Source organism: Flagellimonas ulvae, from assembly GCF_049333175.1.
In the GTDB taxonomy this organism is placed as follows: Bacteria; Bacteroidota; Bacteroidia; order Flavobacteriales; family Flavobacteriaceae; genus Flagellimonas.
Window position 1 is genome coordinate 586,060 of sequence record NZ_CP186325.1, and the last position, 20,460, is coordinate 606,519.

Sequence of the window (20,460 nt, forward strand, 5' to 3'; positions counted from 1 at the left end):
CATGAGATTTCCAAAGGCACAAAACCTAAAAGACATAGCAGACCTTATTCAGGCTGAATTTGTTGGAAATCCAGATTTCCCTGTTTTGGGAATGAATGAAATTCATGTAGTTGAGGAAGGTGACATTGTTTTTGTAGACCATCCCAAGTATTATGATAAAGCGTTGGAATCGAGTGCTACTATTGTATTGATTAATAAAAAGGTAGAGTGTCCTAAAGGCAAAGCCTTATTGATTTCGGACGACCCTTTTAGAGATTTCAATAAACTTACTTTACATTTTAGACCCTTTGCTTCCTCAAATGTTTCAATTGCCAAATCTGCCGAAATTGGCGAGGGTACCATTATTCAACCCAATGTGTTTATTGGGAATCAGGTAAAAATTGGAAAAAACTGTCTGATTCACCCCAATGTATCTATTTACGATCATTGCATCATTGGTGACCATGTAACCATTCATGCAGGGACTGTTTTGGGTGCCGATGCCTTTTACTACAAGAATCGTCCAGAAGGTTTTGATAAATTGATATCTGGAGGAAGGGTTGTTGTTGAGGACTATGTGGACATTGGTGCTTCGTGTACAATAGACAGGGGTGTTACTGGGGATACTACGATTAAGGAAGGCTCAAAATTGGATAATCAAATCCAAGTTGGCCATGATACTGTAATAGGTAAAAAATGCCTTATAGCTTCCCATACTGGAATCGCTGGCTGCACTGTTATTGAAGATGAAGTTACGCTTTGGGGTCAGGTAGGAGTCATCAGTGGAGTAACCATTGGTAAAAAGGCCGTTGTCCTTGCGCAATCTGGAGTTGCAAAATCTTTGGAAGGTGGCAAAACCTATTTTGGAAGCCCTGCCGAGGAAGCAAGAGAAAAAATGAAACAAATGGCATATATTAAGCAAGTGCCATTTCTCATGGAAAAGATTAAAAAGAATTCTTGAATTGGTTGGCACAAATGATTGCCAAAACCTATTTTTGCAAAGCAATTAAGTAAATAATATGAGCGTCTTAGTAAACAAAGATTCAAAGATAATAGTACAAGGCTTTACGGGTAGTGAAGGAACATTTCACGCAGGGCAGATGATTGAATACGGTACCAACGTTGTTGGTGGTGTAACCCCCGGTAAAGGAGGTCAAGAGCATCTGGGGAAACCTGTTTTCAATACGGTTGAAGAAGCCGTAAAACAAGTAGGTGCGGATACTACAATTATTTTTGTTCCTCCTGCTTTTGCAGCCGATGCCATCATGGAAGCTGCTAGTGCTGGGATTAAGGTGATAATTACTATCACCGAAGGAATTCCAGTGGCGGACATGGTTAAGGCCAATAATTATATAAGGGATTTGGATTGCACGTTGGTAGGACCAAACTGTCCCGGAGTCATCACTCCGGATGAGGCCAAAGTAGGAATTATGCCCGGTTTTGTTTTCAAAAAAGGAAACGTGGGAATTGTCTCTAAGTCCGGTACATTGACTTATGAAGCTGCAGACCAAGTGGTTCGACAAGGATTGGGGATTACTACAGCTATCGGAATAGGTGGCGACCCTATCATCGGTACAACAACTAAGGAAGCCGTGGAATTACTTATCAATGATCCAGAAACAGAATGCGTTGTTATGATTGGAGAGATTGGAGGTCAACTAGAAGCCGACGCCGCTAAATGGTACAAGGAAAGTGGAAGCACCAAGCCCATTGTAGGTTTTATTGCTGGCGAAACTGCACCTGCAGGTAGAACCATGGGGCACGCTGGAGCCATTGTAGGAGGTAGCGACGATACTGCGCAAGCCAAAAAACGCATTATGCGCGAATCTGGTATTCATGTTGTGGATTCTCCAGCAGAAATCGGGATTAAGGTCAAAGAAGTAATGGCCTAACCAATCGTTAAAAGAATTGTAAATCCCGTTTTTGACGGGATTTTTTTTCACTTCAACTTAAAAACAACACCTATATTTGAGGTTATAACCATTCAAACCAACATTACTATGAAACTTTTGGAAGGCAAAAACGTAATTATTACCGGCGCCAGTAGAGGAATTGGAAAAGGAATAGCAAAAGTATTTGGGGAACATGGAGCCAATGTGGCATTCACCTACAGTTCCAGCGAAGCACCTGCTTTGGAATTGGAAAGAGAATTAAAAGCAATGGGGGTTAAGGCTAAGGCCTACAAGAGTAATGCCGCCAGTTTTAGCGAGTCTGAAGCATTGATTGCTGACGTATTAAAGGAGTTTGACAGTATCGATGTTTTAATAAACAATGCAGGCATCACCAAGGACAACCTACTGATGCGAATGGGTGAATCGGATTTTGATACGGTAATCGAAATCAATTTAAAGTCCGTTTTTAATATGACAAAAGCGGTTCAACGTACTATGTTGAAGCAACGAAAAGGTTCCATTATTAATATGAGTAGTGTTGTTGGAGTTAAAGGAAATGCGGGACAGACCAACTATGCAGCATCTAAAGCAGGAATGATTGGTTTCACAAAGTCTGTAGCTTTGGAACTAGGCTCCAGAAACATTCGTTGCAATGCGATAGCACCAGGGTTTATTGAAACTGAAATGACCGATAAACTCGATGAAAAAACAGTTCAGGGCTGGCGCGATGCAATTCCTCTAAAAAGAGGAGGCAGTCCTGAGGATGTGGCCAATGCTTGTGTTTTTCTCGCTTCAGACTTATCGGCATACGTGACTGGCCAGGTTCTGAATGTTGACGGAGGTATGCTAACCTAGATTGAATGGATATACGCACGCTACTTCTCATAATATTGGCGGTCATAGCTGCGTTGACCATTGTTTTTTATCAGTATTTTTTCAAAACAAATCAAAAGGGAAGCCTTAGGATTATCCTTGCCTCCTTAAGATTTTTGATGCTCTTTGCAGCGTTTCTTTTATTGATAAACCCGAAGCTTGTTGATAAGGAATATTATTTGGAAAAATCCAATCTAATTTTGCTATTGGATGATTCATCATCTATGCTCAAATCCTCAAATGCTAATGATATTGAGCGTTATATCACCAAAATTCAAGACAATGAAGCCGTGAGGGAGAGATTTTCGCAATTTCAATTCAAATTTGGTTCCCAAATGGAAGAAAGTGATTCGCTTTCCTTTCAGCAGGAGAACACCAATATTGCCAATGCCCTTTCAAAGACAAACGAACTTTTTATTAAGGGAAACAATACCGTAGTGCTTTTTTCAGACGGAAACCAAACACTAGGAAGAGATTACGAATTTTTAAACCTGAAAAACAATGTTCAAGTCAACTCCGTTGTAGTCGGGGATACTACAACGTACCAAGACATTTCTATTGGTCTGGTAAATACCAATACCTATGCTTTCTTAGGAAATAAATTTCCTGCCGAGGCCATTATCCAGTATTCAGGAGAACAAAACGTATCAAAGAACCTCGTTATTAATCTGGATGGCAAGAGAGTTTTTCAAGAAACTGTAAGTTTCAATCCTACCGAAAACAGTAAGCGTATTAACACCTTAATTGAGGCGGAAAGTGTCGGGTTAAAAACGTTGGAGCTTCAAATTTCACCCTTAGAAAATGAGAAAAACGTTATCAACAATAACAAGGTTGTTGCCTTAGAGGTGATTGATGAAAAGACTAATGTAACTTTGGTTTCAGATATGCTGCATCCTGATATTGGTGCGCTCAAAAAAGCTATAGAATCCAACGAGCAACGCCAATTAAATGTGGTCAAGCCCAATATAACGAATGAGGTTTTAGAGGATACCGATGTTTTTATAGTATACCAACCCAATGGTAAGTTTAAAAGAATTTATGATTTTATCAAAGCTGGCAACTACAATCACTTTACTATAACGGGAACGCAAACGGACTGGCGTTTTCTAAATCAAGTTCAAGAGAATTTTTTCAAAGAGGATTTTAATCAAAAAGAAGAAATCTTACCAGTATTGAATAGGTCTTTTTCAGAGTTTGGACTAGGCGATTTTGATACAGCCGATTATCCTCCTCTAATAAACAATCTAGGTGATTTGGATATTTCCGTAGCCCATCAAAATATATTGTACCAACGTATTAAGGGCGTGGATTTGGATATACCCTTGTTGACCACAATCAATTCAGGAGGAAAAAAGGAAGCCGTTCTTTTTGGGGAAAATATATGGAGATGGCGTGCTAAAAGTTATTTGGACAACAACACTTTCGCGATTTTTGATGATTTTATTGGTAAACTCCTACTGTTTTTGAATAGTGACGGAAAACGAAGTCGATTGGAGTTGGATTACAAAACAGTTTTTGGCGGGACCGATGCTGCTAGAATCAAAGCCACCTATTTTGATAAGAGTTATAATCTAGATCCGAATGGTAACGTTCAAATTGAAATAAGAGATCAAAATTCCGATTATAGCAGACAAGCTCCAATGTTATTTAAGGAATCCTTTTTTGAGTATGACCTAGAAAACCTGAATGCTGGAACGTATGAGTTTACAGTTCGAGAAAATAAAGAGAATATCTCCAAATCGGGCACCTTTAAAATAGTTGAATTTAAACAGGAAGATCAGGTTTTTTCAGCGAATTATGGAAAATTGCAACGATTATCAGAAAAAACAAATGGAAGGCTTTATTTTCCAAATCAATTGGATAGTTTGGTGGAAGACTTATTAAGTTCAAAACATACTCTACCCGTTCAAAAGAGCAAGCAAAATGTCGTATCTTTAATAGATTATAGAATGCTCTTGGGCATCATTGTATTTTGTTTGGCACTTGAGTGGTTTTTAAGGAAATACAACGGATTAATTTAAAAAATAGATAGATGGATAGATTACCGAAGATAGGATTGCCCATAATAGTGGCTGTAATTCTGCTGATTATTTTAATTTCAAAATCAGCAATCACAATTGGTTCTGGAGAAGCAGGGGTGCTTTACAAAACTTTTAGTGATGGTGTGGTTATAGATAAACCGCCGTTGGGGGAAGGGTTTCATTTAGTGGCGCCTTGGAACAAAGTATACGTTTATGAAGTACGTAGACAGGAGATTTTTGAAAAAATGAAGGTTTTGTCTTCAAATGGATTGGACATTCAGTTGGATGCTTCTGCTTGGTACCAACCCAATTACAATCAACTTGGTAAATTGCACCAAGAGATAGGTGAAAATTATTTACAGCGTATAATTCTACCTACCATACGTTCTGCTGCTCGTAGTGTTGTAGGTCGATATACTCCGGAACAGTTATACTCCAGTAAACGGGATGCCATTCAAGCTGAAATCTTTGAAGAAACAAAGAAAATAGTGGATAACCAGTATATTGTTTTGGATGATATACTAGTGCGCGATGTAACTTTGCCACCCACAATTAAGGAGGCCATTGAACGAAAATTGAAGCAAGAGCAGGAATCCTTAGAATATGAATTCCGTTTGGTAACTGCTCAAAAAGAAGCAGAACGGCAACGTATTGAAGCACAGGGAAAGGCAGATGCCAATAGAATTTTAAGTGCTTCACTGACTGACAAAATTCTCCAGGATAAAGGAATTGAGGCTACGCTGCAACTTGCTCAGTCCCCTAATTCCAAGGTAGTGGTCGTAGGATCAAGTGGAGATGGTCTACCACTCATTTTGGGAAATAACTAAATAAATCTTTTTTGATAAAAAAATATATTTTAATTTTACACTCATAATGAGAAATCAGAATACACATCATCATTTTTACACTTGCACTCAAGCGAGGTAAAAATGTATTGTTGTAGATAAACTATATTTTAACCCGTTTGAGAAATCAAACGGGTTTTGTTTTTGTACCCTTTTGGTTTTTCATATTAAATGAAAAAGAAGAATGACTAAAATTAGAATAGCGGTTCAAAAAAGTGGCCGTTTAAACCAAGATTCACTTAAAATATTAAAGGACTGCGGTATTTCCATTGATAATGGAAAGGATCAGTTAAAAGCTACGGCCCGTAATTTTCCTTTAGAAGTGTTTTACCTAAGGAATGGTGATATTCCCCAGTATTTAAGGGATGGAGTAGTGGACATTGCCATTTTGGGAGAAAACGTCTTGGTTGAAAAAGGAAAGGATATCTCTATTGCCGAAAAACTGAATTTTTCTAAATGTAGAGTTTCGCTGGCGGTTCCAAAATCCTTTAAATATAACGCTGTAAATGATTTTGAAGGAAAACGAATTGCAACTTCCTACCCAAATACCGTAAAGGACTATCTAGCTTCAAAAGGAGTCAACGCAGATTTGCATATTATCAATGGCTCTGTTGAAATTGCACCCAATATTGGACTTGCTGATGGAATTTGTGATATTGTTTCCAGTGGTAGTACACTTTTTAAGAACAATTTGAAAGAAGTAGAAGTGATTTTGAAAAGTGAGGCGGTTCTTGCCGTTTCTCCCAAAATCTCTACGGAAAGAGAGGCTATTCTGGATAAGCTAAGGTTTAGAATTCAATCGGTGCTCGAAGCACGAAACAACAAGTATGTGCTTTTGAATGCTCCAAATGAAAGGTTGGATGAAATATTGACACTTCTGCCTGGAATGCGTAGTCCCACAGTTCTACCTCTAGCGGAAAAAGGATGGAGTTCGGTACACACAGTGATTCAGCAGGATACCTTTTGGGAAGTAATTGATGAGTTGAAACAAGCGGGTGCTGAAGGAATTCTCGTTTGTCCAATCGAGAAAATGGTACGCTAATGCAACGAATTGAAAATCCACCAAAACAAGATTGGAAAAATATCCTCATACGCCCCACTCAAGAAGTAGGGGATATTGAGTCTACGGTAGAACGTATTTTTTCTGAAGTTCAAAATAACGGAGACAATACACTTTTTAAATACACCGCTCAATTTGATAAAGTGGAGTTGGACAATTTAAGAGTTTCTTCCCAAGAGATTGAAGATGCTTCTTCAAAAGTCTCCAACGAACTAAAACAGGCAATTGATGTTGCCAAAGGGAACATAGAACGTTTTCACAAGGCTCAAAAAAGTGAACCTGTTGTAGTCGAAACAATGCAAGGGGTCCAATGTTGGCAGGAAAAACGACCCATCCAAAAAGTAGGGCTTTATATTCCCGGAGGAACTGCGCCTTTGTTTTCAACAATATTAATGTTAGCAGTTCCTGCAAAAATTGCTGGCTGTGATGAAATTGTGTTATGTACTCCTCCAGACAGTGAAGGAAACATAAATGAAACAATCTTGTACACTGCTAAGCTATGCGGTGTCACACAAGTTTTTAAGATAGGCGGGATTCAAGCTATAGCGGGAATGACTTTTGGTACTGAAAGTATCCCAAAGGTATTTAAGATTTTTGGCCCGGGAAATCAGTTTGTCACCGTAGCCAAACAGATTGCTACCAAATACGGAGTAGCTATTGACATGCCTGCAGGTCCGAGTGAACTTTTGGTAGTGGCGGATGAAACTGCGAACTCAGAATTCGTCGCTTCGGATTTGCTGAGTCAAGCGGAGCACGGTGTGGATAGCCAAGTTGTTTTGGTTTCTACCTCTAAAAAGATGATAGAGCAGACTGAAGAAGCGATTAAAAATCAAATAGAGCTTTTACCAAGAAAGGATATTGCAAAAAAAGCCATTTCCAATAGTAAACTTATTCTTGTTCAAAATGATGAAGTCGCTTTGGATTTAATAAACGAATATGGTCCGGAACACTATATTGTCTGTGTTGAAAATGAGGACTTTTATGTTGCGAATACCATAAATGCAGGTTCTGTCTTTATCGGTAATTACACTCCTGAAAGTGCAGGGGATTATGCTTCGGGTACAAACCACACATTGCCTACCAATGGATATGCAAAACAGTACAGCGGTGTAAATCTGGACAGCTTTTTAAAGAGTATGACTTTTCAGAAAATAAATAAGGAAGGTATTCAAGCTATTGGAACTACTATTCAACTCATGGCGGAAGCTGAAGGCCTTCAGGCACATAAAAATGCGGTGACTCTGCGACTAAAAGAATTGGAAGGAGGTGAGCAATGAAGACAACCGAGAAGTTCAACATTGATGATTTTGTCAGGGAGTCCGTAAAAGGACTAAAACCCTATTCTTCGGCTAGGGACGAATATGTTTCCGATGGTACTGAGATGATTTTCTTGGATGCCAATGAAAATCCCTATGAGAATGGAGTAAATCGATACCCTGACCCACAGCAAAGAACGCTTAAGACGGTTTTGGCGAACCAAAAAAACGTTTCTGAGCAGAATATACTTTTAGGGAACGGAAGTGACGAAGTATTGGATTTATTGTTCAGAGCCTTTTGCGAGCCGGGAGTGGATAATGTTGTCACTTTGCCACCAACCTACGGAATGTACAAGGTTTTGTCTGGGATTAACGCGGTGGAAAATAAAGAGGTTTTACTAACCCAAGATTTTGAACCTGAGGTTGACAAAATCCTGGAAACAGTCGATTGGAAAACCAAAATGGTTTTTTTATGCACTCCGAACAATCCCACAGGGAATAGTTTTTCTTCCGCTAAAATAGAGGCTATTTTAAATGGTTTCAATGGTTTGGTGGTCATTGATGAAGCATATATTGATTTTTCAGAGCAGGAAAGTTGGCTTTCAAGATTATTGGATTTTCCGAATTTGGTGGTTACTCAAACGCTATCGAAAGCGTATGGAATGGCAGGAATTAGATTGGGTATTTGTTATGCTTCAAATCAAATCATTCAGATACTTAATAAGATCAAACCTCCCTATAATGTCAACGAACTTACTCAGCAAAAAGCTTTGTCACGAGTAAATGATAATGATGCGGTGACTTCGGAAGTGGATAAGATTCTGAAAGAAAGGGAAGTCTTGATTCAAGAACTTCAGAGGCTGGAGTTTGTAGAAAAGGTATATCCTACGGACGCCAATTTTGTATTGGCAAAGGTTGATGATGCCGAAAAGCGGTATCAACAATTATTGGACCTGAATGTGGTGGTACGAAACAGGAGCTCACAACCTTTGTGTAACAATACCTTACGGTTCACAGTAGGCACACCTGATGAAAACAAAAAATTGATTGAAGTTTTAACGAAAATTTCGTCACCCTGAATTCATTTCAGGGTCTCACTAAAAAGATGCTGAAACAAGTTCAGCATGACAAAATGGATATGAAGAAAGTACTTTTTATAGATAGGGATGGTACCATCATCAAAGAAACTGCTGATGAGCAAATAGATTCATTCGAAAAAATGATTTTCTACCCCAAAGTGTTCACCTATTTGGGCAAGATTGCCAAGGAACTAGATTTTGAATTGGTTATGATAACCAATCAAGATGGGCTAGGTACTGATATTTTTCCAGAAGATACCTTTTGGCCGGTCCATAATTTCATTTTAAAGTCTTTTGAAAATGAAGGGGTTGTTTTTGATGAAGTTTTCATTGATAGGACCTTTCCAAAGGACAATGCGAATACCCGTAAACCTGGGACGGGACTGTTGACATCCTATTTTTCGGATGAATATGATTTGGCGAACTCCTTTGTGATTGGGGATAGATTGACGGATATAGAATTGGCAAAGAATCTGGGGGCAAAGGGGATTTTCATCAATGATGAAACCCATTTGGGAACCAATGAAATCACTGTAAAAAGAGAAGAACTGGACGAGTATATAGCATTGGAAAGCAATGAATGGCAGAGGATATACGAGTTTTTGAAACTGGAGAATAGAACGGCAGTGATTTCTCGTAAAACCAATGAAACCGATATTTTGATTGAATTGGACCTAGATGGAACAGGTAAAAGTGATATTGATACAGGTCTATCCTTTTTTGACCATATGTTGGACCAACTGGCCAGACATGGACAATTGGATTTAAAAATTAAGGTTGATGGTGATTTGGAAGTGGACGAGCACCATACCATAGAAGATACTGCCATTGCCTTGGGTGAAGTTTTTTCTAAAGCCCTTGGCGATAAGTTGGGAATGGAACGCTACGGTTTTAGTCTTCCCATGGATGATTGCTTGGCGCAAGTGGCTTTAGATTTTGGAGGAAGAAACTGGTTGGTCTGGGATGCACAGTTCAATCGGGAAAAGATTGGGGACATGCCCACAGAAATGTTCCATCATTTTTTCAAATCTTTTACAGACGGAGCAAAGGCCAACTTGAACATCAAGGTGGAAGGCACCAATGAACACCACAAAATTGAAGCTATTTTTAAGGCTTTTGCTAAATCCATCAAAATGGCTGTCAAAAGAGATGTGGAGAAAATGGTTTTACCATCAACCAAAGGAATGCTATAAATGAAAATAGTTATAATTGATTACGGTGCTGGTAACATTCAGAGCATCATGTTCGCCATACAGCGTCTGGGTTTTGAAGCAGCTTTGAGTAGTGATGCCAATGAAATACAGGAGGCTGACAAGGTTATATTTCCTGGAGTGGGAGAGGCGAGTTCTGCCATGGCCAAACTCAATGAAAGCGGTTTGGAAGATACTATTAAAAACCTCATTCAACCTGTTTTGGGAATCTGTTTGGGTATGCAGCTCATGTGCAACAGTTCTGAGGAAGGAAACACAAAGGGTCTTGGTATTTTTGATTTAGATGTGGTCAAGTTTTCAGAAGCCTTGAAAGTGCCCCAAATAGGATGGAATGAAATTACAGAACTTAAATCCAATTTGTTCAAGTCGGTTCCTGAAAAAAGCCATATCTATTTAGTGCATAGTTTCTATGCCCCTAAATCAGAGGACACTATTGCAGTTTCCGAATATGGGTTTGAATACAGTGCTGCGTTGAAAAAAGATAACTTTTATGGTACTCAATTCCACCCGGAAAAGAGTAGTACCATTGGTTCTCAAATCCTAAAAAATTTTTTAGAACTATAGTGATTCCAGAATTTTACATAGAAACAGATAAAAAGAAGCTTGACTTCACTACAATACATCATGCCATTAAAAGCAGTTATTGGGGTGCTCACCGAACAGAGGAAATGACCCAAAGTACGATTGATAATTGTCTCTGCTTTGGTGTTTACTTGAAAGAAACCGATGTGCAGATTGGATTTGCCAGGGTCCTTACGGACGAGGTAGTTTTTGCCTATATCATGGACGTAATCATATTTGATGGATACAGGGGCATGGGAGTTGGAAAAGATTTGGTCAGTTACATTTTGGAATATCCAACAGTAAAAAAGGTGCTTACAGTTGCTTTGAAAACAAAAGATGCGCATGGGATGTATCGCCCATTTGGGTTTGACAGTGTTGGTAATTCATCCATGTGGATGGCTAAAGACCATGCGAAATACGAGTAACTATGAGGATTATACCAGCAATAGATATTATCGAAGGAAAGTGTGTCCGCCTGTCCAAAGGAGATTACGACACAAAAAAGATATATAACCAAAATCCTTTGGACGTTGCCCAAGCATTCGAAGCACATGGCATCAAATACTTGCATTTAGTGGATTTGGATGGTGCTAAATCAAAACATATTGTGAATCATAGTGTTTTGGAGCAAATTGCTTCCAAAACCCGACTGAAAATAGATTTTGGAGGCGGTCTTAAAAGCGATGAAGATTTGCGAATAGCTTTTGAAAGTGGTGCTTCCCAAATCACTGGAGGGAGTATTGCAGTAAAAGATGAGGATACGTTTTTAAACTGGATTGCCAAGTATGGAGCGGATAAGATTATTCTTGGGGCGGATGCGAAAGATGAAAAAATTGCAATTTCAGGTTGGGAAGAAGAATCAGATATATCTCTAATACCTTTTATAAAAGGGTTTCAGAAAAAGGGAATAAAATATGTTATCTGTACTGACATTAGCAAAGATGGCATGCTTCAAGGACCTTCATTTGGTTTGTATGGTAAAATTTTGGAACAAACCAAAAAGTGGGAAACACGCATTACGGGCAGTGGGGTAGAAGATAAAGAAGTCTTGGGAATACATTTAATTGCCAGTGGAGGCATCTCTCATTTTGAAGAATTGGATAGATTGGCAGAACTGGGTTGCGAAGGTACCATCATTGGAAAAGCGATTTATGAAAACAAAATCAGCTTAAAACAACTTGAAAACTATATTTTGGAAAATGGGGTTTCATAAAGATTTTGAACAGGAATTCATCGCACAAGCTGGCTATCGAATGGATGAGAGTCTTCGAATGGTCAAAAAGTGTCTTGACCTACTTTCGGATGACCTGATTTGGAAAAAACCGAATGCAGTCACCAACAGTATTGGGAATCTAATTCTTCATCTTTGTGGCAATATCACGCAATATGGTATTGCTTCGCTTCAAGGGTTGGATGATGACAGAAATCGGGATTTGGAATTTGATACAGTTTCCGGATTTACCAAAAATGAACTCTTGTATAAATTGAAAAGTACCGTAGAAAAAGCGAAACAGAGTTTTGTTGATGCTGACTCCCAAGAATTGCTAAGAAAACGAAAAGTACAAGGGTTTGAGTTTTCAGGGATTGGAAATATTGTTCATGTTGTTGAGCATTTCTCGTATCATACCGGTCAAATAGCGCTTTGGACCAAACTGTTGAACAACAAAGACCTGGGGTTTTATGATGGGTTTGATTTGAACATAAAGAATGAAAACACGTAAGGAAACATGCTAACAAAACGAATCATTCCATGTTTGGATATCAAAGACGGTAGAACCGTAAAAGGGGTCAATTTTGTCAACTTAAAGGATGCCGGTGACCCTGTGGAGCTGGCCGAAGTGTATGCCTTGGAAGGTGCGGACGAATTGGTTTTTCTGGATATTTCAGCAACGGAAGAAAAACGGAAAACCCTCGCAGATTTAGTGTATCGCGTGGCGGAAAAGGTAAACATTCCTTTTACCGTTGGCGGAGGCATTCGTTCCGTCGAAGATGTAGACATCCTGCTCAAAAATGGGGCTGACAAAGTTTCTATTAATTCCTCAGCAGTAAAAAATCCGGAACTCATCAATCAGTTGGTAGCCAAATTCGGTTCACAGTGTATTGTTGTGGCCATAGACGCGAAACAAATTGATGGTCAATGGAAAGTTCATTTGGTTGGAGGAAAGGTACCTACAGAAATTGATTTGTTTGAGTGGGCGAATGAAGTAGAGGAACGGGGAGCTGGAGAAATCTTATTCACTTCAATGAATCATGACGGAACCAAAAACGGTTTTGCCAATGAAGCTTTAAAAAGATTATCGCAAAGCCTTAAAATCCCCATTATTGCCTCAGGTGGTGCTGGTAGAGTGAGCCATTTTACGGATACTTTTAAAGAAGGGGAGGCGGATGCAGCATTAGCGGCCAGTGTGTTTCACTTCAAGGAAATAGACATTACCGATTTAAAAAAAGAATTGAAACTAGAAGGAATACCAGTAAGATTGTAAAAGATGAAAATAGACTTCACCAAAAATACAGATGGATTAGTTCCAGCTATTATTCAAGATGCGCAGACCAAAAATATACTTATGCTGGGTTACATGAACCAAGAGGCATTTGAAATAACCCAAAAAACTCAAAAAGTAACTTTTTTTAGCAGAAGCAAGCAACGGCTCTGGACAAAGGGAGAAGAGAGCGGTAACTTTCTGCACTTAGTAGACATTAAGAATGATTGTGATAAAGATACTTTGCTGGTTTCGGTGAGGCCAGAAGGACCAACATGTCATAAAGGGGACGACACTTGTTGGGCCCAAACTAATGAACAGAGCTATGGATTTCTGAGTGATTTAGAGGATATAATCACTTCACGCAAAGAGAATGCCGAGGATGCCAAGAGTTATGTTGCCTCACTTTTTAGAAAAGGAATTAATAAGATTGCCCAAAAAGTGGGGGAGGAGGCGGTAGAAACCGTTATTGAAGCCAAAGATGATAATGATGACCTCTTTTTAAATGAAAGTGCGGACCTTTTGTTTCACTACCTTATTCTATTGCAAGCCAAAGGATATAAGCTGAATGATATTGCAAAAGTGTTGAAATCTCGACATAAGTAGCATATCACTACTTTTTAAAAAGGGATTTGTCAAGAACCTTTTTGAACACGGCATCCTTAAAATTTCTACTAAGCGGAACTTCGGCCTCTGCTAGTTTTATTCTTGTATTTTCAACGGCACGTATTTTATCAATAGCCACAAGGTATGACTTGTGAACGCGCATGAACTTTTCCCTATGCAATAGCTCCTCCATTCGTTTCATGGTTAAGAGAGGCATAAACTTTCCAGCGGAAGTATAAATGATTACATAGTTTTGGAGAGCTTGTACATATTCCACTTCATCAAAAAATATTTTCTCATAAACGGCATCGCATTTAACAAAAAAATAGTCTCGGGTCGCTTTGATTTCGGTGGTACCATTCTTGCTGCTTTCCATGGTGAAATAGTCCTTGGCCTTGTTTACACCTTTATAAAATCGTTCAAAAGTTATGGGCTTCACCATATAGTCCAATACATCTAATTCAAAACCTTCCAAGGCATAGCTTGGATAGGCTGTGGTGGTGATGACCATGGGCCGATTTTTCGTGGATTTCAAATATTCGATACCGGTCATCATCGGCATTTGAATATCCAGAAAAATTAAGTCAAGTGTATGGTTCTTTTCTATGCTGAATAAGTCCGTTGGGTCACAGCCATCACCAATAAGGTTTAGGAAATCGATTTTCTGAATGTAGCTTATCAGCCCATCCCGAGCCAAGGGCTCATCGTCTATTACCGCACAGTTGATGGAACGCATTAGGCTATTCGATTTTTCTCAATTTGCATTTCGTTTAGTTGTAATCGCAATTGTATTGTATACTTTGAATTGTCCTTAACGATATCCAGTATATGGGTATTTGGATAAAGTAACTCTAACCTCCGTTTTACATTATTGAGACCAATACCGCTGGTGTCTTCTTCACGTGCCAATTGTAACACATTTCTACTATTGCTCACATAGAAAAACAGCTCTTTATCGGCGATATTCAATTTGATATCAATCCAATTTTTGGAAGATTTATGGTGCGAAACATGTTTAAAGGCGTTTTCAACAAAGGGCATGAGCACAAAAGGTACAATTTGCAAATTATAATTTATGGCTTTTTCGAGTTCTACATGCAATTCAAAGTTTTTTCGGTCTTGTCGTAATTTTTGAAGCTCGATGAAGTTTTCTAAATAATTTAATTCTCGGTCCAATGCGATAAAAGGCTCATTACACTCGTATAATTGATAGCGCAATAACTCAGAAAATTTAGCTAAGGATTTTGACGCCTTCTCCTGGTCTTTGTTTATCAATACAAAAATGGAGTTGATGGTATTGAACAAAAAATGAGGATTGAATTGGGAACGTAAAAACTTGAGTTCCGTCTCCAACTTTTCCCTTTCCAAGGTTTGTTGCCTTTTTTGCGAATCGAGCCAAATTTTGGTAAGTTTTATACTAAGACCCAAGGTAGTGGCCCCAACACATGAAGGCAATGCATTATGTTTGAAAATGGTTATAGGAGTTTCAGGAGAAATGTTATACAATTCGTATACCGATTGGTTGGCAACAAGTCCCGCCAGATAATAGTTACTAGTTATGACCATCGCCATAAGTATGATTACGCCAATTGTAGAAAGAAAGAAAACAACATACTTTCCTTTTTGAAGAAATTTGGGAATCAAAACGTACAGACAGAAATATACACCTAAGGCTTGATACACCACATAGCCCAAGTACTTTACGACGCCGTAGGGCACCATTATAGATTCGAACACTTTGGTAACACTGCCCGTAAACAAGGTCCACCATGCAAAATGATAAACCGCCCAGAACAGGATATGGTGAATTTTATAGCGTTCTAAAAAGGTTATAAACACGGCTGGAGTTTTAACAGACATAGTTCTAAAAGTGATATAACCTACAAGATACAACGGTTGTAATCCTGCATCAAATTCAACGTGCTACAACTTGACATCATGTGGACAATAATTGACGAAAGGCAATTTGTGTGCAATATGGATTCAATTCATCATAAAAAACCCGTATTGAAACTCTTGGTAAAGTATATCGACCCATTCATCATTCTCTTTTTCAAAGTGATTTTGATTCTCGCTACTTGCAATCAAATTCAAAAAGATGAAACTATCTATTCTTTGGTTCGCATGTTTGTTATTCTCGGAACAAGCAATATTTGGACAAATTTCGGGCACTGTGGTTGATAGCGGAGGTATTCCAATCCCATATGCCAATGTCATGATTTATAAAGTTTCGGACTCCAGCCTACAAACGGGCACAATTACCAACGATGATGGCACATTTACCATCGAATATTCCAATTTAGGGGCATTTATGCTTCAGGTAGACCTATTATCCTTTCATACCTGGAATTCTGAAATGTTTACTGTTTCTGGAGTTGATTTTAAAAAGGATTTCGGTACAATTACCTTACTTGAAGAGGTCACATCACTTGAAGGCGTAGAGGTTAGGGGACAGCGAAAATTAATTCAGCGTACCCAGGAAGGAAGTATTATTAACGTTCAAACGAGTGTGATGACCCAAGGAAGTACTGCCCTGCAACTATTGGAGCGTTCTCCTGGTGTAATTCTAGACCAGAACAACAATATTTTTTCCTTGAATGGAAAAAGTGGCACCCTTATCATGATAAACGGAAAGGCACAACGTATTCCTATGGCAGATATAATTGCGATGCTCAATGGGATGAGTGCTGATAATATCGAACGAATTGAACTATTGACCAATCCATCAGCCCGGTATGATGTAGACGGAAATACAGGCATTATCAATATTATTTTGAGTAAAAATGAAAATTTAGGGATACGGGGTACTGTTAATGCAAGTACGGGTTACGGAAGAGGACCTAAGCAGACCACGGGAATTTCAATCAATTATGGCAGTGAACGTGCTACACTGTTTGGAAATTATACTTTTTCCTATGACGATACCTTCGGTGGTTTTCAAGCAATAGGAGTAACAGAAATTCCAGTATTAGGCGGGAGTACTGAGGTTGATTTCTTAAATAGATCTCAACAAATTAATCGAAACCATAACCTAAATCTGGGGTATGAGCACAAACTTTCAGAATCTTCTACACTTGGGGGCAGTATATTATATAACGAATCAATGCCGTTGGTTTTTACCAGAAATACAGGTTTATATGATTTTGTGACTAATCCTTTTTTAGAGGCCCAAATACGCTTGAATGGAGATGGAAACCTAAAGAATTTAACAACCTCTGTCTTTTATGAAAAGAACAATGAAAAAAATAGTTTTAGTATAACGGGGGATTATATCAATTACAATAGCAAAACACCCAACCAAGTGAATAACGTCTATTTTGATGAAAACGGAAATTCTTTTCAGCCCGAAAGTTAAATATATAACGAAGGAAATCGGGGGTTTAATGAAACAGATATTAATGTCGGAGTGCTAAAATTGGATTATCGGCGAACTTTAAATGAAAAACTGTCGATTGAAGGCGGTATAAAAGGCTCTTTGTCCAAGACTGTGAACGATGCACGAATAGAAATTCTTCAAGGGGAAAGGTTTATTGCTGATGACAGGTTTATAAGTACTATCGAAAACCAAGAAACCATTGGAGCCACTTACGTACTTTCGGATTATAGTTTTAACACAAAATGGAAAGCCCAACTCGGACTACGTTATGAATATTGGGACCAAGCTTTTGATGACAATTCTTTGGACCGTAGTTTTGGAAAACTATTCCCATCAGTCTTTATAACACATAATTTATCAGACATAACAGCTTTAAACTTAGCCTATACTAAGCGGATAACACGCCCAAATTATGCAGATTTGGCATCCTTTTTAGTGTATAATGGCCCAACTTCAGTATTTAGTGGTAATCCGCAGTTACTGCCTGCAATAACCGATAATATCAGTTTTACTTATAACGACAAGTCCTTTAGCGTTTCTGTAATGGCCTCTAATGAGAACAACCCAATTGCACGTTATCAGATTACCAGAAATGCCCAAAGCAATGTAGCAGTAATAGCTCCAGTAAATATGGATTATCAGCGTAGCTTAGATTTACAAACCAATATCCCCATTCGCATTACAAATTGGTGGGACATTAATCTAAATGGTACTTTGGGGGTTAGGCAGTTTCGTTTATTACATACGGATGAGCGTTTGACCCATGATTATGTGCATTTTAATTTTAATGGAAACCATACCATGCGATTGCCTGCAAACTTTTCGTTCGAATTATCCGGATGGTATACCTCAAGACATTTTAACGGAAGTACCAAAAATCTTGGTTTTGGTGTTTTAAATGGAGGACTCAAGAAAGAATTCAAAAATGGAAGTAGTGTACAGTTTTCTGTGACCGACATTTTTCAGAGTTTGGATATCAATTTCCGAATTGGGACACTTACTAGAGAGGCATTTGGGGATGTTTTTAAAGGTACTTATAGTTCTGAATCAGGTTTCTCCCGTATTTTTAGAATTAGCTATACCTATCCTTTTGGGAACAAAAAGGTAAAAGACACAAATAGCCGAACGGGTTCGGATGCTGAAAAATTAAGAATATAGAAGCTGGACTACCACCAAACAACAAATAGCTTTTCCAGTGTTCCACTGGGTTTTTTCATCCAAAGCAAAGGGGCACTTTTTTTTATCATTCTAAGGTTTACTTCCATTAGTGTTTCCATGAACGGCAACCAAATCACGTCCTCATGGGGCAGCATAGGCCATTCCTTTTTAAATGGCATATAAAACAGATTTTTTCTAAAATCTGCACCTTCAAACTCCTCAAATCGCATCCAATATCCCACAACACAACTTGGATTTAGGGGACGGATATGAACCATACTTTCTTTAAAAGGCCTGAACAATTGAGCTTTAAAGCAACAGCTTTGGTTTAAGTCTTTAGCGTTTTGGCCAATTCCTTCAAGAATGCCTTTAGTTTCGGGGCGATAGATTAATTTGAACTGTTCGTTTTTTATCTTTTCCATCTTAGTAAAAAACATATCCCTTCGGTTAGGGCCCATCAAACGGTGAATCGGTTCAGAAATTGATGAATCAATAATGTAAAACTTGTATGTAAGTTCTATATGTTGAACCTTCTTGGTTTTTTTGTTTTGTAGGATAAAATCAATTTCACCTATAGTGGTTTGGCCCGAACGAACAGCCTGATTTTGCAACAAAATTTCATAAGTACCATCAAAACGTATCAATTGCTCAAATACATGCTCCATTTGATGCCCTAGCCGGATGTTCTGAGGAATTTCAGAAGGTTCAAAACCGATCAAGTCCATGTCAGGAAAATCAAACTGTTGTAATCCAAACTGGTCCTTTTTCCATAAAGGAGGAGTCCTATAAAATCCTTCAACTTGTTTTATGGGCATAACAGTATGGGCCGCTATCGTTAAGGTTTCTTTAAATGCGAAACCAATATGTGCAAATGTGTTATTTTTATATAATGGCTATGAATTTAAGAAAAGGGTTTCGATTCACTACATACGAAGCACCCGATCAAACTCCTTTTGAACGTCTTTTTGAGATTTTTCAAGAACTGGTCACACATACTTCTGGTGATGTGGAAGAAGCCTTGGATTGGCTCCGGGAACTGGACAAGGAATATGAGCTCACGGATGACGACTACACCATTGATGATTTCATTGAAGATTTAAAGGCAAAAGGCTATATCCAAGAGGAAATTGATCCCGACGGAGAACAAGGAGAAGGTGAAGAAGGCGATGGAGGGGGAAATCTATCCATAACTGCCAAGCTGGAACGTATGCTCCGGCAAAGGGCTTTAGACCAAATTTTTGGTAAAATGAAGCGACGTGGTTCAGGAGATCATAAAACGGGAAAATTGGGTAGTGGCGATGAACATACGGGGGATTTTAGGGAATATCGGTATGGAGATTCTCTAGAACGTATTTCCATGACGGAAAGCTTGAAGAATGCCCAAATCAATCATGGTATGGGGAATTTCACCCTGAATGAAGAAGACTTAGTGGTCGAAGACACCCAATTCAAAGCTCAAATGAGTACTGTGCTGATGATAGACATTAGCCATAGCATGATTTTGTATGGTGAAGACCGTATCACTCCCGCAAAAAAAGTGGCCATGGCTTTGGCAGAACTTATCACTACCCGATATCCAAAAGACACACTTGATATTTTGGTTTTCGGAAATGATGCCTGGCCTATACCCATTAAAGACTTGCCCTACTTGAAAGTGGGCCCTTATCATACCAATACTGTTGCCGGTTTGCAGCTGGCGATGGATATTTTACGCCGCAAGCGAAATACCAACAAGCAAATTTTTATGATTACCGATGGGAAGCCTTCCTGTTTGAGATTGCCCAACGGAGAGTATTATAAGAATAGTGTAGGATTGGATGATTACATCGTGGAACGATGCTATGCAATGGCGCAACAGGCAAGAAAGCTACACATTCCCATAACAACGTTTATGATTGCCCAAGACCCATACTTAATGCAGTTTGTACGGGAATTTACCAAAGCCAATAAAGGCAAGGCTTTCTACACAGGCTTAAAAGGTTTGGGCGAAATGATTTTTGAAGATTACGAAGAAAACAGAAAAAAAAGACTAAAAGGATAGATTGCTAATTATGAGCAAA

At 38.7% G+C, this 20,460-nt stretch carries 21 protein-coding genes; 18 read left to right on the top strand and 3 right to left on the bottom strand.

All coding sequences use genetic code 11. The annotated features are described in order from the left end of the window. The first annotated feature begins 1 nt into the window (after nt 1). From ACOKFD_RS02675 to hisIE, 15 genes are all read left to right on the top strand, one after another. A complete protein-coding gene (locus ACOKFD_RS02675) occupies nt 2–940 on the top strand; it encodes a UDP-3-O-(3-hydroxymyristoyl)glucosamine N-acyltransferase (RefSeq protein WP_422859837.1) in 939 nt (312 codons plus the stop codon). A 58-nt stretch (nt 941–998) separates the two neighbouring features. Next, nucleotides 999–1,871 (top strand): succinate--CoA ligase subunit alpha, encoded by an 873-nt coding sequence (gene sucD / locus ACOKFD_RS02680; RefSeq protein WP_422859838.1) that lies wholly within the window; start codon nt 999–1,001, stop codon nt 1,869–1,871. A gap of 108 nt (nt 1,872–1,979) precedes the next feature. Continuing rightward, a complete protein-coding gene (gene fabG, locus ACOKFD_RS02685; RefSeq protein ID WP_422859839.1) occupies nt 1,980–2,726 on the top strand; it encodes a 3-oxoacyl-[acyl-carrier-protein] reductase in 747 nt (248 codons plus the stop codon). A 5-nt stretch (nt 2,727–2,731) separates the two neighbouring features. After that, nucleotides 2,732–4,765: a VWA domain-containing protein gene (locus tag ACOKFD_RS02690; RefSeq protein WP_422859840.1), complete on the top strand. Its 2,034-nt coding sequence runs from the start codon at nt 2,732–2,734 to the stop codon at nt 4,763–4,765. An 11-nt stretch (nt 4,766–4,776) separates the two neighbouring features. Further along, nucleotides 4,777–5,592, top strand: coding sequence for a prohibitin family protein (locus tag ACOKFD_RS02695; RefSeq protein ID WP_298998701.1), 816 nt, complete (start codon nt 4,777–4,779; stop codon nt 5,590–5,592). Nucleotides 5,593–5,794: 202 nt separating this feature from the next. Next, a complete protein-coding gene (gene hisG / locus ACOKFD_RS02700) occupies nt 5,795–6,652 on the top strand; it encodes an ATP phosphoribosyltransferase (RefSeq protein ID WP_422859841.1) in 858 nt (285 codons plus the stop codon). Continuing rightward, a complete protein-coding gene (gene hisD, locus ACOKFD_RS02705) occupies nt 6,652–7,947 on the top strand; it encodes a histidinol dehydrogenase (RefSeq protein WP_422859842.1) in 1,296 nt (431 codons plus the stop codon). Before hisG ends, hisD begins: the two co-directional genes overlap by 1 nt. Further along, the gene (hisC, locus tag ACOKFD_RS02710) at nt 7,944–9,005 is read left to right on the top strand and encodes a histidinol-phosphate transaminase (RefSeq protein WP_422859843.1); all 1,062 of its coding nucleotides are present in this window, start codon (nt 7,944–7,946) and stop codon (nt 9,003–9,005) included. The genes hisD and hisC overlap by 4 nt, the downstream gene beginning before the upstream one ends. A 59-nt stretch (nt 9,006–9,064) precedes the next feature. Further along, nucleotides 9,065–10,198 carry a bifunctional histidinol-phosphatase/imidazoleglycerol-phosphate dehydratase HisB gene (hisB, locus tag ACOKFD_RS02715; protein WP_422859844.1) on the top strand — a complete coding sequence of 378 codons (1,134 nt, stop codon included), beginning with the start codon at nt 9,065–9,067 and terminating at the stop codon, nt 10,196–10,198. Further along, nucleotides 10,199–10,780, top strand: a complete 582-nt coding sequence (hisH, locus tag ACOKFD_RS02720) for an imidazole glycerol phosphate synthase subunit HisH (protein WP_422859845.1) — start codon at nt 10,199–10,201, stop codon at nt 10,778–10,780. Then, nucleotides 10,780–11,205 (top strand): GNAT family N-acetyltransferase, encoded by a 426-nt coding sequence (locus ACOKFD_RS02725; RefSeq protein WP_422859846.1) that lies wholly within the window; start codon nt 10,780–10,782, stop codon nt 11,203–11,205. Before hisH ends, ACOKFD_RS02725 begins: the two co-directional genes overlap by 1 nt. A gap of 2 nt (nt 11,206–11,207) precedes the next feature. Continuing rightward, on the top strand, nt 11,208–11,993 hold the full coding sequence (locus ACOKFD_RS02730) for a HisA/HisF-related TIM barrel protein (RefSeq protein ID WP_422859847.1): 786 nt from the start codon (nt 11,208–11,210) through the stop codon (nt 11,991–11,993). Further along, entirely contained in the window at nt 11,980–12,501 is a 522-nt protein-coding gene (locus tag ACOKFD_RS02735; RefSeq protein ID WP_422859848.1) for a DinB family protein, read from the top strand. The genes ACOKFD_RS02730 and ACOKFD_RS02735 overlap by 14 nt, the downstream gene beginning before the upstream one ends. 6 nt (nt 12,502–12,507) lie before the next feature. Beyond that, nucleotides 12,508–13,263, top strand: a complete 756-nt coding sequence (gene hisF, locus ACOKFD_RS02740) for an imidazole glycerol phosphate synthase subunit HisF (protein WP_422859849.1) — start codon at nt 12,508–12,510, stop codon at nt 13,261–13,263. Nucleotides 13,264–13,266: 3 nt separating this feature from the next. Continuing rightward, complete coding sequence (gene hisIE / locus ACOKFD_RS02745; RefSeq protein WP_422859850.1) at nt 13,267–13,866, top strand: bifunctional phosphoribosyl-AMP cyclohydrolase/phosphoribosyl-ATP diphosphatase HisIE; 600 nt, start codon at nt 13,267–13,269, stop codon at nt 13,864–13,866. Nucleotides 13,867–13,873: 7 nt separating this feature from the next. Here hisIE and ACOKFD_RS02750 read toward each other — a convergent pair whose 3' ends face one another. Both ACOKFD_RS02750 and ACOKFD_RS02755 read right to left on the bottom strand, forming a co-directional pair. Continuing rightward, complete coding sequence (locus tag ACOKFD_RS02750; protein WP_422859851.1) at nt 13,874–14,602, bottom strand: LytR/AlgR family response regulator transcription factor; 729 nt, start codon at nt 14,600–14,602, stop codon at nt 13,874–13,876. Further along, nucleotides 14,602–15,726, bottom strand: coding sequence for a sensor histidine kinase (locus ACOKFD_RS02755; RefSeq protein WP_422859852.1), 1,125 nt, complete (start codon nt 15,724–15,726; stop codon nt 14,602–14,604). The genes ACOKFD_RS02750 and ACOKFD_RS02755 overlap by 1 nt, the downstream gene beginning before the upstream one ends. A 238-nt stretch (nt 15,727–15,964) precedes the next feature. Between ACOKFD_RS02755 and ACOKFD_RS02760 the strand changes: the two genes are divergently transcribed. After that, nucleotides 15,965–17,221, top strand: a complete 1,257-nt coding sequence (locus ACOKFD_RS02760; protein WP_422859853.1) for a TonB-dependent receptor — start codon at nt 15,965–15,967, stop codon at nt 17,219–17,221. Then, nucleotides 17,222–18,400, top strand: a complete 1,179-nt coding sequence (locus ACOKFD_RS02765; protein ID WP_422860995.1) for an outer membrane beta-barrel family protein — start codon at nt 17,222–17,224, stop codon at nt 18,398–18,400. Between the two features lie 8 nt (nt 18,401–18,408). Here the strand turns inward: ACOKFD_RS02765 and ACOKFD_RS02770 are convergent, their stop codons facing one another. After that, nucleotides 18,409–19,215 carry a DUF1853 family protein gene (locus tag ACOKFD_RS02770; RefSeq protein ID WP_422859854.1) on the bottom strand — a complete coding sequence of 269 codons (807 nt, stop codon included), beginning with the start codon at nt 19,213–19,215 and terminating at the stop codon, nt 18,409–18,411. Nucleotides 19,216–19,289: 74 nt separating this feature from the next. On the opposite strand from ACOKFD_RS02770, the gene ACOKFD_RS02775 reads away from it, so the two are divergent. Further along, a complete protein-coding gene (locus tag ACOKFD_RS02775; RefSeq protein ID WP_422860996.1) occupies nt 19,290–20,441 on the top strand; it encodes a vWA domain-containing protein in 1,152 nt (383 codons plus the stop codon). The last annotated feature ends 19 nt before the right edge of the window (nt 20,442–20,460 follow it).